This is a genomic window from Nocardioides sp. HB32 (assembly GCF_054058995.1).
Genome location: NZ_JBSSBS010000001.1, coordinates 4244169 through 4257857, shown reverse-complemented (window position 1 = coordinate 4257857; position 13689 = coordinate 4244169). Strand labels below are relative to the sequence as shown.

Here is a 13689-nt window from a genome sequence, read left to right as displayed (position 1 = left end):
CAATCTGATCGACATAAGTTGGAAAGAGCGGAGGTGGTCGGAATGTCGCAGCACGACCCAGCGGGTCGGCCCACGGCCCGGGTGTCCGTGGTCGTCGGGAACCCGAAGCCGCGCAGCCGCACGTTGGCGGCCGCGACGTACCTAGCCCGCGAGCTCGCGGGGCACCAGCCGGACCAGGTCGTCGACCTGGCCGACCTCGGGCGGCGGCTGCTCGACTGGCAGGACGCGCTGGTGGGCGAGCTGGTCACCGAGGTCGGCGCCGCCGACCTGGTGGTCGTCGCGTCGCCGACGTACAAGGGCACCTACACCGGGCTGCTCAAGCTCTTCCTGGACCGCTTCGCCACCGACGGGCTGGGCGGCGTGGCCGTGTCCCTGATGCTCGGCGCCGGGCCCGGCCACGCGCTGGCACCGGAGCTGACGCTGCGGCCGGTGCTCACCGAGATCGGCGGCATCGTGCCGGCCAGGGGCCTGTACGTCGTCGACTCGGCGTACGACGACCCCGCGGCGTACCAGCCCTGGCTCGACCTCGCCCGGCCCGTCATCGGCGCCGTCCTCGACAGCAGAACGGGAGCCACGGCATGACCGTCAGCCACCTGCCCACCAACCAGGACCTCGACCCCGGGCGGCTGCGCGAGGCGTTCGGGGTCTTCCCCAGCGGCGTGGTCGCGGTCGCCGCCGAGGTGGACGGCGAGCTGGTCGGCCTCGCGGCGAGCTCGTTCACCTCCGTGAGCCTCGAGCCGGCCCTGGTGTCGTTCTCCGTGGCGAACTCCTCCAGGACCTGGCCGACGCTGCGCCGGTCCGGCCACCTCGGCGTCACCATCCTCGCCGACCACCACGACGACGTGTGCCGGCAGCTGGCCGGCCCGGTCGCGAGCCGCTTCGACGGGCTCGCCGTCACCACGACCGACGACGGCGCGACGCTGCTGGACGAGGGCCTGGCGCGCTTCGACTGCACGATCTACCGCGAGGTGGAGGCGGGCGACCACACGATCGTGCTGCTGGAGCTGCACGCCGTGGAGCACGAGACCACGTCCTCGCCGCTGGTGTTCCACCGCAGCGGATTCGGCCGACTGGCCGGTTGATCTCCCGCGCCGCGGCCGCACGCACCCGCTGCCGCGGCGCGGGCCCCCTCTGGGACACTCGAGGGGTGAGCAGGGTGGTCGTGGTCGGCGCCGGTGTCGCCGGACTGACCGCGGCGCGTGACCTGGTCTCCGCGGGTCACGACGTCCTGGTGCTGGAGGCAGCGCCCCGCGTGGGCGGCAAGCTGCTCCGGGCGTCGGTCGGCGGCGTGACCGTTGACGTGGGCGCGGAGGCGATGCTGAACCGACGCCCCGAGGGCGTCGAGCTGGCCCGCTCCCTCGGGCTGCCCCTCGAGCACCCGACGCTGGCGTCCTCGCGGATCTGGACCCGGGGCGCGCTGCGGCCGCTGCCGCGGTCGCTCATGGGAGTGCCGCTCGAGGACCCCGGCCCGTCCGGCGTGCTCTCCCCGGAGGGCCTGGCCCGGTTCCGCGCGGCGGTGCCCGCGCCCGTGGAGGGCGACGTGTCGGTCGGCGACCTGGTCGACGCCGTCTACGGCCCGGAGGTCACCGACCGGCTGGTCGAACCACTGCTCGGCGGCGTGTACGCCGGGCACGCGCGCCAGCTGTCCGCCCGGGCGACCGTGCCGCAGCTGGTCCCGCTCGTCGAGGGCGGGGCGCTCCCCGCGCCGACCTCCGACGAGCCGGTGTTCGCGGGTATCGAGGGCGGCATGGGCCGGCTCCCGGAGCTGCTCGCGGCGACGCTCCCGGTGCGGACCGGTGCGACGGTGCGCGACCTGCGGCGCACCGACTCCGGCTGGGCGCTGACCGTCGGGCCGACGACCACCGCCGAGGAGCTCACCGCCGACGCGGTCGTCCTCGCCGTGCCCGCCGCACCGGCGGCGCGCCTGCTCGCCGGCGTGGCGCCGGTCGCCGCCGCCGAGCTCGGCTCGATCGACTACGCCTCGATGGCGGTGGTGACGTTCGCGTTCCGCGCGTCCGACGTCCCCGGGCTCGCGGGGACCGACTCGTCGGGCTTCCTGGTGCCCCCGGTCGACGGCCGGCGGATCAAGGCCTCGACGTTCTCGTTCGCGAAGTGGGGCTGGGTCCGCGCCGCCGGCGGGGGCCTGCTGCTCCTGCGCACCTCGCTCGGCCGGCACCGCGAGGAGTCCGCCCTGCACGCCGACGACGAGGACCTGGTCGCCTGGTCGCTCGCCGACCTCCGCGAGGCGGTCGGCGGGTCGGCGGCCCCCGTGGACGCCCACGTCCAGCGCTGGGGCGGCGGCCTGCCGCAGTACGCCGTCGGCCACCTGGACCGGGTGGCGCGGATCCGGGCCGCGGTGTCCGCCGTCCCCGGCCTCGCGGTCTGCGGAGCCGCCTACGACGGGGTGGGCATCCCGGCCGTCATCGCGTCGGCGCACCGGGCCGCCGCGGAGATCGACTAGGCGACCGGCGTCCCCTCGGACGCGGTCCGCTCGAGGTACGCCGCGGACAGCCGGGTGACGAGCGGACCGGGCCGGCCCGCGCCGATGGTGCGGCCGTCGACGGTCAGGACCGGGGTGACGCCGCCCATCGTGCCGGTCACGAACACCTCGTCGGCGGTGTACACCTCGGTCAGCGAGAAGTCCCCGACGACCGTCGGGATCCCGGCCGTCGCACACAGCTCGAGGATGGTCTCGCGGGTGATGCCCTCGGGGCAGGCGCGGGTCGTCGAGGTGCGCACCACGCCACCCTTCACGTGGAAGACGTGCGTGGCGTTCGTCTCGGCCACGAACCCGGCGTCGTCGAGCATCAGCGCGTCGTCCGCCCCTGCGACGTTCGCCTCGATCTTCGCGAGGATCGAGGTGAGCAGGTTGTTGTGGTGGATCTTCGGGTCGAGCGAGTCCGGGCGCGTCCTGCGCACCGACGACGTGACCAGCGAGATCCCGCTGTCGTCGTAGACCGGCGACTTGAACTCCGCGAGCACGATCAGCGTCGGACCGGACTGGTTGAGCCGCGGGTCCATGCCGCTGGTGACCTTCACGCCGCGCGTGAGCGTCAGCCGGATGTGCACGTCGTCGGTCATCGCGTTGGCGGCGAGGACGGCGCGGATCCTGGCGGTGATCTCCGCGTCGGACGGCACCGAGGTGAACGCCAGCGCCTGCGCCGACCGGCGCAGCCGGGCCAGGTGCTCGGTGAGCTTGAAGATCCGGCCGCCGTGCAGCCGCAGCCCCTCCCACACCGCGTCCCCGCCCTGCACGACCGAGTCGAACGGGCTGATCCCGGCCTCGTCGCGGTGCACCAGCCGGTCGTCGATGCCGACGACGAGGTCCCGGTTGCGCTCGTCCCAGTGCTGCTGCATCAGCCCTCCACTCGCTCTCCAGGTTGGTCCGCGGGGCGGAGGCGGTACGGCGCGAGCGCCTCGTAGTACGGCCGGCACTGCTCCAGCAGCGGCGCGAGCCGGTCCGGCAGCGGGTCGCCCGCCCCGGGGGAGTACGCCGTGAAGCCGGTCGACGCCTCGACGCCGGCGTACCAGTGCGGCGCCCAGACGCCGTCGGTGTCCCGCGGCCCCGCGGGCCAGGACAGCATGGCATCGTCGAACGCGATGCCGAGCGCCGAGCAGAGCAGGCCCAGCGTCCCGCGCGGGTCTCGCAGCACGTCCCCGGCGTCGACGACCGGTCCGCCGTACGTCTCGAACAGCTCCAGCTGCTGCGGCAACCCGAGGTCCTCGAGCGTGGGCTCGTCGCGGACCTTGGCGTACGACGTGAGGACCCGCTCGGGGTCTCGGACCAGGAACGCGTGCGCGAGCGATCCCAGCCCGGTGCGGGGGAAGCCGGGCAGCAGGTGGTGGGTCATGTGCTTCTGGTACTGCACGGGCGTGGGCACCGGGCCCGAGGTCAGCTCGCGCACCACGGTGGCCGGGTCGGTCGGCTGCGAGGCGATCACCTCGTCGCGGCCCGGGTGGTCGAGCCCGGTCGCGGCCAGGTACGCCGCGTACAACGGCTCGTCGACGACCGAGCAGTCGGCGCGGTTCTCGAAGCTGCGCATCAGGGCGGTCGAGAGGTTGCGCGGCCCGGACCACATCGCGATCCGCAGCGCGGGGGTGGCGTCCATCGGCAGCAGTCTGCCCGGTTGTCCCTGTCCCGTGGGACATCGGGCCCGACAACCTCGGGTCATCGGAAATACCCACCCTCAGAGAAAGCGCTCCGCGATGACCACCCACGTCACCACCCACGTCACCACCCACAACCCCGTCCGCACGGACCTGGCCGGCACCCCGGTCGCCCCCCGGACCTCCCGCGCCTGGACCCTCGCCGGACTGGGCGCCGGCCTCGCCGGGATCGCGACCATCGCGACCTCCTCGATGATCGACGTCGTCTACCGGGACGAGTACGCCGGCACGACCGCCGGGGTCGCCGACGCCCTGCAGGACAAGGCCGGCGTGATGTTCGCCTTCCACTCGATCACCACGCTCGGCGCCCTGCTCATGGTCGTCTTCGCCGCCGGCCTGCACCGCCGGCTGCGGGCCGTCGCCCCCCACGGACTGGCGCCGGTCGTCGCGCTAGCCGGCCTCGCCGGCACCGCCGTCGTGAGCGTGCTCGGCGCCGGGCTCGACACCGAGTTCATGATGCCGCTGGCCCAGGGCGACGGCATCGTCGACGACAGCACGGGCGCGATGTACAACCACTGGATCGGGACCATCCCGTGGGTCTGGGTCCTCGCGGGCCTGGCCGGCCTGGCCCTCCACGTCGTGGCGCGCAGCGGTGGCGTCCCGCGGTGGATCGGCCTCGTCGGCCTGGTGCTCGGCGGCCTCACGGTCGTGCTCGGCGTCTCGCCGCTGGAGTACATGGCCGGCGTCACCGGCTCGCTCTGGCTCGTCGTGACCGCTCTCGGGTTCTCCTTCGGTGACCGCGCGTTCCGGTCATGATGTGCGCGTGAGCAACGAGCAGCGACCGGCCACTTGGCCGGTCGCTGCTCTCCCTCCGGCCGCGACCGCGCTCTGCCTGGTCGCGATCGTCCTGCTCGACCTCGCGACGCGGGACCGCTCCGTGCTCTACGCGCTGGGCCCGGACAGCGACGTCGGCACCGGGCTCGGCACCGGGCTGGTCGGGCTGGTCCTCGGCGTGCTGTCGGCCGTCGTGCTGCGCAGCCCAGGGCACCGGGTGATCGGCTGGACGATGGCCGGCGTCGCGCTGTTCTGGAGCCTGGACGGGCTCTCGGAGGCCTACGTGCGGCTCGGGCTCGTCACCGAGGACGCGCTGCCGGGGATGACCTTCGCGGTCTGGTTCCTGTTCCGCTTCACCTCGCTGCTCATCGCGACCGTCGTGGTGCTGCCGCTGCTGTTCCCCGAGGGCCGGTTCCTCCCCGGCCGGTGGGGCGTCGCGAGCTGGGCCTGCATGGGCGCGATGGTGCTCAGCGCCCTGGCCCTCGACGTCGTGCCGTACCGATCGAAGACGACTCCCGGTCTCCTCCCTCCCGGCCTCGACCTGGACCCCACCACGATCGCGGCGACCGGGCCGATCGCGGACGCCCTGATCGGCACCCTCCAGGCCGTGACGTTCCTGGGGCTCGTCGTGCCGGTGGGCGTCGTCGTCAGCCGTTACCGGTCGTCGCGCGGCGCGGCCCGCGACCAGATGCGCTGGCTGCTCTGGGGCGCGCTCGTGACGGTGGCCGTCGTGGTCGTCTCGATCGCGCTCGACCTCGGGCCGCTGAGCGACGCCGCGTTCTTCCTGGCGATCACGCTGGTGCCGATCTCGATGACGGTCGCGATCGTCGACCCGTCGCTGGTCTCGATCGAGGACCTCCTCGGCCGGACCATCGTGGTGGCCGCGCTCGCGGTCGTGCTGGTCGGCGTCGACCTGGCGGTCGTCGCCCTCCTGACCGCAGTCCTCGGGGACTCCCTCGAGCAGCCGCAGGTGATCCTCGTGGTGCTGCTGCTGACGATCCTGCTCTACGGCCCGTTGCGGCAGCGGCTCTCGCGCTGGGTGCGCCGGCTGCTCCTCGGCGACCGTGCCAACCCCTACGACGCCGTCGCCGGCCTCGCCTCCACCCTCGAGTCCACCGACGAGGGCACCGAGCAGCTCGCGGCGGTCGCGCGCGCCGTCGCGAGCGCCTTCGGCGTCGGCTTCGTGAGCGTCGAGGTCGACCGGAGCGGCGGCGAGCGGCTCGTGGCGACGTACGGCGAGCGGCCGGCCGCGACGCGCACCCTGCCGATCGCCTACCGCGACAGCGAGGTCGGCCGGCTGGTGCTGCCCGCTCGCGGGCTGCGCAGCCGGCTCTCCCGCCGCGACGAGGAGCTGCTCGGCGACCTGGTCCGCCAGGCCGCCACCGCCGCCCGTACCAGCAGGCTGGCCGAGGAGCTCCAGGAGAGCCGGGAGCGGCTGGTCAGCGCCCGCGAGGAGGAGCGCCGGCGGATCCGCCGCGACCTGCACGACGGGCTCGGCCCCGCGCTCAGCGGCGTGGTGTTCCAGCTCGAGTCGGCGCGACTGCTGGTCGACAGGGACCCGGGCGCGGCCAAGGCCCGGATCCACGGCACCAGCCAGCACGTCCAGGAGGTCGTCGCCGACGTACGCCGCCTCGTGCACGACCTGCGGCCCCCGGCCCTGGACGACCTGGGCCTGGTCGGGGCGCTGCGCCAGCAGGCGGAGCAGCTGGACCCGCCCGCGACCGTCGAGGCCGGCGAGCTCGGCACCCTGCCGGCCGCGGTGGAGGTCGCGGCGTACCGGATCGCGGGCGAGGCGATGACCAACGTCGCCCGGCACGCCGGCGCGACCCGCGCCGCGGTCCGCCTCGACGTCGTCGACAGCGCGCTGCTCGTCGAGGTCGCCGACGACGGCGCCGGCATCCCCGCGGACGCGCAGGCCGGGATCGGCCTGGTCGGGCTGCGGGAGCGCGCCGCCGAGCTGGGTGGCCGCAGCGAGGTCACCTGCCCACCCACCGGCGGCACGGTCGTGCGCGCCTGGCTGCCCCTGAGGAGCGACCGATGACCGAGCCGTCCGACATCCGCGTGGTGGTCGTGGACGACCACCAGATCGTCCGCGAGGGGCTGGCCAGCCTGCTCGGGGCGCTGGAGGGGATCGAGGTCGTCGGGACCGCAGCCGACGGCCGGGACGCGATCCACGTCGTCGCCGAGACCGGGCCGGACGTGGTCGTCATGGACATCCAGATGCCGCAGCTGGACGGGATCGAGGCGACCCGGATGATCACCGGGCGCCAGCCCGGCGTCCGGGTCGTGATGCTGACCATGAACGAGGACGACGAGACCGTGCTCAGCGCCATGCGCGCGGGCGCGAGCGGCTACCTGCTCAAGGGGTCCGGTGCCGACGAGGTGCAGAACGCGATCCGCGCCGCGGCGTCCGGCGGCATGGTGTTCGGCGCCAGCATGGCGGCCCGCGTCGCGGCGTACGTCACCGGCGCGGTGACCCGTCAGGAGGAGCCGTTCCCGGAGCTGACCGCGCGCGAGCGCGACGTGCTCCGGCTGCTCGCCGCCGGGCGCTCGAACGACGCGATCGCCGCCGAGCTCTACGTCTCCGGCAAGACCGTCCGCAACGCGGTCTCCGGTATCTACGCCAAGCTGCACGCCGCCGGCCGGGCCGAGGCGATCATCAGGGCGAGGGAGGCCGGCTACGGCCGCGATTGAGCCCGGGGAGACAATGGAGGCATGAGCAGCAAGGCGCAGAAGGCACGGGAGATCAACGACAGCATCCGCTACACGATGTGGTCGGTCTTCGCGCTCGCGGACCCGCTCGGCACGCCCGACATGGGGGCCGACCGCGCCGCCGAGGGCGCCGAGGTCGAGAAGCTCTTCGCCGAGCTCGCCGAGTCCGACGTCGTCGTGCGCGGTGTGTACGACGTCTCCGGCCTGCGCGCCGACGCCGACCTGATGGTCTGGTGGCACGCCGCCACCTCCGAGCAGCTGCAGGCGGCGTACAACCGGTTCCGCCGGACGGCGTTCGGCAGCCGCCTGGACCCGGTCTGGTCGCAGATGGCGCTGCACCGGCCGGCGGAGTTCAACAAGAGCCACGTGCCGGCGTTCCTCAGCGACGAGGAGCCGAAGAAGCACGTCTCGGTCTACCCCTTCGTGCGGTCCTACGACTGGTACCTGCTCGAGGACGCCGACCGCCGCCGGATGCTCGCCGACCACGGCAAGATGGCGCGCGACTACCCGGACGTGCGGGCGAACACGGTCGCGAGCTTCTCGCTCGGCGACTACGAGTGGATCCTCGCGTTCGAGGCAGACGAGCTGCACCGGATCGTCGACCTGATGCGCCACCTGCGCGGGTCGGAGGCCCGGCGCCACGTCCGCGAGGAGGTGCCGTTCTACACCGGCGCCCTCGTCGGGGTCGCCGACCTCGTCGACCGGCTGCCCTGACCCCGGGCTCTGGTGCGGAACCGGTGCGGGCCGGGCGCCGTCGTACCGGCATGAAGCTCGCCCTCGCCCTGGCCGCCGTGCTCCTCGTCGCCGCGTGCGGCAGCGACAGCGGCACCACCGCGACCGACCCGGCCGGCGCGGCGAGCCCGACCGCCGTACCGGCCGCACCGGGCCAGGTCCGCACCCGCGCCATCGCCACGGTCATGGACACCGGCACACCCGAGCTCTGCCTCGGCGCCGTGGCGGAGTCCTGGCCGCCGCAGTGCAGCGGCCCGCCTGTCGACGGCTGGGACTGGACCCGGCACGAGGGCACCTACCAGAAGTCCGACAGCACCCGGTGGGGGCAGTACGTCGTGACCGGCACCTGGGACGGCACGACGCTCACCTACGAGGACGCCGTCCCCGGGGCCGCCTACGACCCGATGGCCGAGCCGTCGCCGACGTACCCGCTCCCTTCGGTCGAGCACACACGCGCCGAGCTGCAGGACATCGCCGACGAGGTCGGGCGCGACCTGCCCGGCGCGCAGGGCGCGTCCGTCGACGGCAGGCGCGTGCTCGTCGACGTGGTCTACGACGACGGCTCGCTGCAGGACCAGGTCGACGAGCAGTACGGCGAGGGCGTCGTCGTGGTCGTCCCGGCGCTCGTGGACTCCGAGTAGGCCGGGTCAGCCCACCGGGTGGTGCCCGACGAAGCGGCCGGCGGGGTCGACCGCGGCCTTGACCGCGCGCAGCCGTTCCCAGCGGTCGCCGTACATGCTCGAGACGTCGGCCACGGTCTCGGTGAAGTTGGTGACCCGGGTGCCGGTCGTCCACGGCGCGAGCGCGGCGCACGCCGCCAGGGCGTCGGCCCGGCCCTGGGCGGCGGCCGCCGGGAACGGCGCCATCGCGCAGCAGAACAGCGCGTAGCCGCCCTCGAGGTGCGAGGCCACGCCACCGTTCTCGGCCGGCCGGCCGAGTGCACCGCCGAGGTGGCGGAGCTCCGCGAACAGCAGCGACGTGTCCGAGCCGGGGCCGACCTCGGCGAGGTACGCCGCCACCGCCTCCTCGGGCAGGGCCGCGAGCACCGCGTGGTCCGCGACGGCCGGCACCGGCGCGGGCGGGTCCATGTGCACGTGGACGAGCCCTGCCGAGGGGATCCGGGCGAACGTGTCCATCTCCGGCTCGAGCGCCCGCAGCGGGGCGAGCAGCTCGGCCGCGCGGTCGTCGTCCTCGAGCACGGCGCCGTCGATCACGACGATCCGGCGCCCGCTGAGGAACGGCGGCAGGTCGGGCAGCGGCGGGAAGCTCATCACCCGCAGTGACGTGGTCACCGACTCGGGGAGGTCCGCGGTCCAGGCGGCCCACGCGCGCACGACCGCGGGTGCCCGCTCGCGGTCCCAGAGCAGCATCCCGGCGTACACCTCGGCGTACGGCAGCAGCTCGACCTCGAACGCGACGGCGACCCCGAAGTTGCCGCTGCCGCCGCGGACCGCCCAGAACAGCTCGGCGTTCTCGTCCGCGCTGGCGCGCACCAGCGCGCCGTCGGCGGTGACGAGCTCGACCGCGCGCAGGCTGTTGGTCGCGAGGCCGTGCCGGCGGCCGTAGAAGGACAGGCCGCCGCCGAGCACGTAGCCGGCGACCGCGACGTCCGGTGAGCTGCCGTGCAGGGCCGTGAGCCCGTGCGGCGCGCTGGCGTCGATGACCTCCTGCCAGAGGGTCCCGCCGAGCACCCGCGCGACGCGGGCCCCGGGATCGACCGTGACGCCGGTCAGCTCGTTGAGCCGCACCAGCACGACGTCCTCGAGGCCGCGCTCTCCGAGCGGGCCCGCGCCGTGGCCGCTGCTCTGCGGAGCGACGCGGAGGCCGGCGGCCGCGGCGGCCCGGACGACCTCGGCCACCTCCTCGGCCGAGTGCGGGACGGCGACGGCGGCCGGGCGCTGGTCGACGGCGAGGTTCCAGGGCGTCCGCGCGGCGTCGTAGCCGGGGTCGCCGGGCAGGTGCACGCGACCGCCGCAGAGGCCGCGCAGGTCGTCAGCGGGGGAGAGCGGGGTGGTGGTCATGCGCAGCACGATGCTCCGCGCCGGCGTGCCTCGTGGCGAGTTCGCCGACCCGCCACCTGTTGGTCTGGTCCAGTCGCGCCTACTGCTGGTCGGCGGGCTCCAGCGTGAGGCTGATCGAGTTGATGCAGTACCGGTCGCCGGTCGGGGTCCCGTAGCCGTCGGGGAACACGTGACCGAGGTGCGAGCCGCAGTTGGCGCAGCGGACCTCGACCCGCTTCATGCCGTGCGAGGTGTCCTCGATGTACTCGACCGTGTCGGTGATCGGCTGGTAGAACGAGGGCCAGCCGCAGCCGGAGTGGAACTTGGTGTCGGACTCGAAGAGCTTGGCGTGGCACGCCTTGCACGAGTAGACGCCCTTGGTCTCGGTGTCGGTGTACTCACCGGTGAACGCCCGCTCGGTGCCGGCCTTGCGGAGGACGGCGTACTCCTCGGGCGAGAGCTGCTCACGCCACTCGGCGTCGGTCTTCTCCACGTGGTGGGCCATGCCTCCATTCTAGGGACCGGGGAAAGGTCACCCTCAGGGGCGTTGACGCATTGGGAGAACAAGTGTTCACTGAGGAGACATGGCCGCCACCGTCCCCTGGGAACGGCTCCGCACCGCCGGAGCCAAGCTGACGACTCCGCTCCACCCGGACGACTACCTCCGCCTGCTCAACCCGCTGTGGAGCGAGCGTGAGCTGCGCGGCCGGGTCGAGGAGGTCCGGCCCGAGACCGAGGACGCCGCCACCCTGGTCATCCGGCCCGGGTGGGGGTGGCGCTACGACCACCGGCCGGGGCAGTACGTCGGGATCGGCGTCCAGGTCGACGGCCGGTTCCAGTGGCGCTCGTACTCCGTGAGCTCGCCCCCGCGCCGCTCGGGCCGCTCCATCTCGATCACCGTCCGGGCGATGCCCGAGGGCAAGCTCTCGAGCCACCTCGTCAACGGGCTCGCGCCCGGGACCATCGTCCGGCTGGCGCGGCCCGAGGGCGACTTCGTGCTGCCCGAGCCGCCGCCCGCGAAGATGCTGTTCCTCGTCGGCGGCAGCGGCGTCACTCCGGTGATGGCGATGCTGCGCACCATGGACCGGCGCTCCCAGAAGAGCGGCCGAGCGATGCCCGACGTCCTCATGCACTACTCGTCGCCGACCCCGGAGCGGATGATCTTCCGCGAGGAGCTGGACCGGCTCGAGGAGAAGCACGACGGCCTGACCGTGCACCGGCTGCACACCGACACCGAGGGCATGCTCGACCTCGCCGACCTCGACCACATCTGCCCGGACTGGCGCGAGCGCGAGACCTGGGCGTGCGGGCCGGGTCCGATGCTCGACGCGATCACCGAGCACTTCGAGGCCGCCGGCCTCGAGGACCGCCTGCACCTCGAGCGGTTCTCCCTCCAGCTCGGCGGCGAGGGTGGCGAGGGCGGGACGATCACGTTCCGCACCTCCGGCAGGACCATCGACGCCGACGGTGCGACCACCGTGCTCGAGGCCGGCGAGGAGGCCGGCGTCGGCATGCCGTACGGCTGCCGGATGGGCATCTGCCACACCTGCACGCTCACCCTCGTCAGCGGCACGGTCCGGGACCTGCGCAACGGCGAGGAGTACGACCAGCCCAACGAGCAGGTGCAGACCTGCGTCACCGCAGCGGTGGGCGACTGCACCCTCGACATCTGACGCGACGAACGACTCACGAACGACTCGACGAACGACTCGACGAAGGAGAGACATGGCGATCGCGGACGTGAAGGAGTACACCCACCTCACCGAGGAGGAGGTCGACCAGCTCGGCCGTGAGCTCGACGCGATCCGCGCCGAGATCGAGGAGTCCCGCTGCGACCAGGACGCGGCGTACATCAACCGGTTGATCACCGTGCAGCGCGGCCTCGCCGCCGCCGGCCGGGTCACCTTGATGGCGGGCCTGCACTCGAGGAGGACGCGGAAGCCGGCGTGGCTCGCCGGGGCCGCCATGCTCGGCGCGGCCAAGATCCTCGAGAACATGGAGATCGGCCACAACGTCATGCACGGCCAGTGGGACTGGATGAACGACCCCGAGATCCACTCCTCCAACTGGGAGTGGGACACCGCCCAGCCGGCCGAGCAGTGGAAGCACTCGCACAACTACATCCACCACCAGTTCACGAACGTCCTCGGCCACGACAACGACATCGGGTACGGCGTGCTGCGGATGGCGCGCGAGCAGCGGTGGCACCCGGTCTACCTGGGCCAGCCGGTCTTCAACGCGCTGCTCGCCGGCCTCTTCCAGTGGGGCGTCGCGCTCCACGACCTCGACCTCGAGGCGATCCGGAAGGGCAAGAAGGACCCGGTGGAGATGAAGCGCCAGCTCCGCCAGATCGCGCGCAAGGGCCGCAACCAGGTCCTCAAGGACTACGTCGTGTACCCCGCGCTGAGCGGCAAGCAGTGGAAGTCCACCCTCAAGGCGAACGCCACGGCCAACCTGGCCCGCAACCTCTGGTCCTACATGATCATCTTCTGCGGGCACTTCCCGGACGGGGCCCTGCACTTCACCGAGGAGGAGCTCGAGGACGAGACCCGCGCGGAGTGGTACCTGCGCCAGATGCTGGGCTCGGCCAACTTCGACGGCGGTAGGTTCCTGCACATCATGTCCGGCAGCCTCGGGTTCCAGATCGAGCACCACCTGTTCCCGGACCTGCCGAGCAACCGCTACCCGGAGATCGCGGTCAAGGTGCGCGCGCTGTGCGAGAAGTACGACATCCCGTACACGACCGGCCCGCTGCACCGTCAGTACGGCCAGGCATTGCGCACGATCATGAAGCTCTCGCTGCCGAACCACATGACCAGCTCCGACCAGCCCGAGCCGCCGTCGCCGTCGATCGACCGGGGCCGGCGCACCGACGCCGAGCGCCCGAGCCGGCGTACCGAGACCGGTGGCTACTTCCGCAAGCGTGCGTCGGCATGAGCGTCGCGACGATGGACCGCAAGTGGGTCACCCAGTGCGCGCTCAGCCGGATCTGCGGCGTGTGCGCGCGCCCGCTTGGCCGCCCGATCGCGTTCCTGGGCACGCCGCAGGAGGTCGGCCGCAATGCCTTCCACCTGCCGCCGATGCACGTCGCCTGCGCCGTCGGCCTGGGCGAGCGCGAGGAGACCGAGCTGGTCACGACCGCCGGCTTCGAGTTCGTCCGGCCGACCCGCGAGGACGACGACCGCCGGCCGACCTTCCAGCCGAACTCGCTGCTGTAGCGGTTGGCCGCGCACCGCGCGCCGCGCGCCCGTCGGCCCGACCGCTCGCGGCATAGCCCGTTTCGGGTATTCCACGACGACCCCGC

General features: G+C 73.3%; 15 protein-coding genes. 11 read left to right on the top strand and 4 right to left on the bottom strand.

What is annotated here, in order from left to right; genetic code table 11:
- Window positions 1–42: 42 nt before the first annotated feature.
- From ACVW2K_RS21335 to ACVW2K_RS21325, 3 genes are all read left to right on the top strand, one after another.
- Window positions 43–582 (top strand): NADPH-dependent FMN reductase, encoded by a 540-nt coding sequence (locus ACVW2K_RS21335; protein WP_457203884.1) that lies wholly within the window; start codon window positions 43–45, stop codon window positions 580–582.
- The gene (locus tag ACVW2K_RS21330) at window positions 579–1082 is read left to right on the top strand and encodes a flavin reductase family protein (protein ID WP_457203883.1); all 504 of its coding nucleotides are present in this window, start codon (window positions 579–581) and stop codon (window positions 1080–1082) included. Before ACVW2K_RS21335 ends, ACVW2K_RS21330 begins: the two co-directional genes overlap by 4 nt.
- Window positions 1083–1147: 65 nt before the next feature.
- Entirely contained in the window at window positions 1148–2461 is a 1314-nt protein-coding gene (locus tag ACVW2K_RS21325) for a protoporphyrinogen/coproporphyrinogen oxidase (protein ID WP_457203882.1), read from the top strand.
- On the opposite strand, the gene ACVW2K_RS21320 is transcribed toward ACVW2K_RS21325, so the two are convergent.
- The gene (locus ACVW2K_RS21320) at window positions 2458–3357 is read right to left on the bottom strand and encodes an aminotransferase class IV (RefSeq protein ID WP_457203881.1); all 900 of its coding nucleotides are present in this window, start codon (window positions 3355–3357) and stop codon (window positions 2458–2460) included. The genes ACVW2K_RS21325 and ACVW2K_RS21320 overlap by 4 nt on opposite strands.
- Window positions 3357–4109: a sulfotransferase-like domain-containing protein gene (locus ACVW2K_RS21315; RefSeq protein ID WP_457203880.1), complete on the bottom strand. Its 753-nt coding sequence runs from the start codon at window positions 4107–4109 to the stop codon at window positions 3357–3359. Before ACVW2K_RS21315 ends, ACVW2K_RS21320 begins: the two co-directional genes overlap by 1 nt.
- 97 nt (window positions 4110–4206) lie before the next feature.
- Between ACVW2K_RS21315 and ACVW2K_RS21310 the strand changes: the two genes are divergently transcribed.
- Genes ACVW2K_RS21310 through ACVW2K_RS21290 form a run of 5 tightly spaced genes read left to right on the top strand, consistent with a single transcriptional unit; the run spans window position 4207 to window position 9026 of the window.
- A complete protein-coding gene (locus ACVW2K_RS21310; RefSeq protein WP_051548505.1) occupies window positions 4207–4923 on the top strand; it encodes a hypothetical protein in 717 nt (238 codons plus the stop codon).
- 7 nt (window positions 4924–4930) lie between these two features.
- Entirely contained in the window at window positions 4931–6982 is a 2052-nt protein-coding gene (locus ACVW2K_RS21305; protein WP_457203879.1) for a sensor histidine kinase, read from the top strand.
- Window positions 6979–7635 (top strand): response regulator, encoded by a 657-nt coding sequence (locus ACVW2K_RS21300; protein ID WP_457203878.1) that lies wholly within the window; start codon window positions 6979–6981, stop codon window positions 7633–7635. Before ACVW2K_RS21305 ends, ACVW2K_RS21300 begins: the two co-directional genes overlap by 4 nt.
- Before the next feature lie 21 nt (window positions 7636–7656).
- On the top strand, window positions 7657–8367 hold the full coding sequence (hemQ, locus tag ACVW2K_RS21295) for a hydrogen peroxide-dependent heme synthase (RefSeq protein WP_028635590.1): 711 nt from the start codon (window positions 7657–7659) through the stop codon (window positions 8365–8367).
- Window positions 8368–8417: 50 nt separating this feature from the next.
- Window positions 8418–9026, top strand: coding sequence for a hypothetical protein (locus tag ACVW2K_RS21290; protein ID WP_457203877.1), 609 nt, complete (start codon window positions 8418–8420; stop codon window positions 9024–9026).
- A gap of 6 nt (window positions 9027–9032) precedes the next feature.
- On the opposite strand, the gene ACVW2K_RS21285 is transcribed toward ACVW2K_RS21290, so the two are convergent.
- Together ACVW2K_RS21285 and msrB are read right to left on the bottom strand one after the other, a co-directional pair.
- On the bottom strand, window positions 9033–10406 hold the full coding sequence (locus ACVW2K_RS21285; RefSeq protein WP_028635592.1) for an FAD-binding oxidoreductase: 1374 nt from the start codon (window positions 10404–10406) through the stop codon (window positions 9033–9035).
- 79 nt (window positions 10407–10485) lie between these two features.
- Window positions 10486–10890 carry a peptide-methionine (R)-S-oxide reductase MsrB gene (gene msrB / locus ACVW2K_RS21280; RefSeq protein WP_457203876.1) on the bottom strand — a complete coding sequence of 135 codons (405 nt, stop codon included), beginning with the start codon at window positions 10888–10890 and terminating at the stop codon, window positions 10486–10488.
- Window positions 10891–10969: 79 nt separating this feature from the next.
- Between msrB and ACVW2K_RS21275 the strand changes: the two genes are divergently transcribed.
- Genes ACVW2K_RS21275 through ACVW2K_RS21265 form a run of 3 tightly spaced genes read left to right on the top strand, consistent with a single transcriptional unit; the run spans window position 10970 to window position 13603 of the window.
- Window positions 10970–12058: a ferredoxin reductase gene (locus tag ACVW2K_RS21275; protein WP_028635594.1), complete on the top strand. Its 1089-nt coding sequence runs from the start codon at window positions 10970–10972 to the stop codon at window positions 12056–12058.
- A gap of 52 nt (window positions 12059–12110) precedes the next feature.
- A complete protein-coding gene (locus ACVW2K_RS21270; RefSeq protein WP_028635595.1) occupies window positions 12111–13322 on the top strand; it encodes a fatty acid desaturase family protein in 1212 nt (403 codons plus the stop codon).
- The gene (locus ACVW2K_RS21265) at window positions 13319–13603 is read left to right on the top strand and encodes a hypothetical protein (protein ID WP_457203875.1); all 285 of its coding nucleotides are present in this window, start codon (window positions 13319–13321) and stop codon (window positions 13601–13603) included. The genes ACVW2K_RS21270 and ACVW2K_RS21265 overlap by 4 nt, the downstream gene beginning before the upstream one ends.
- Window positions 13604–13689 lie beyond the last annotated feature (86 nt).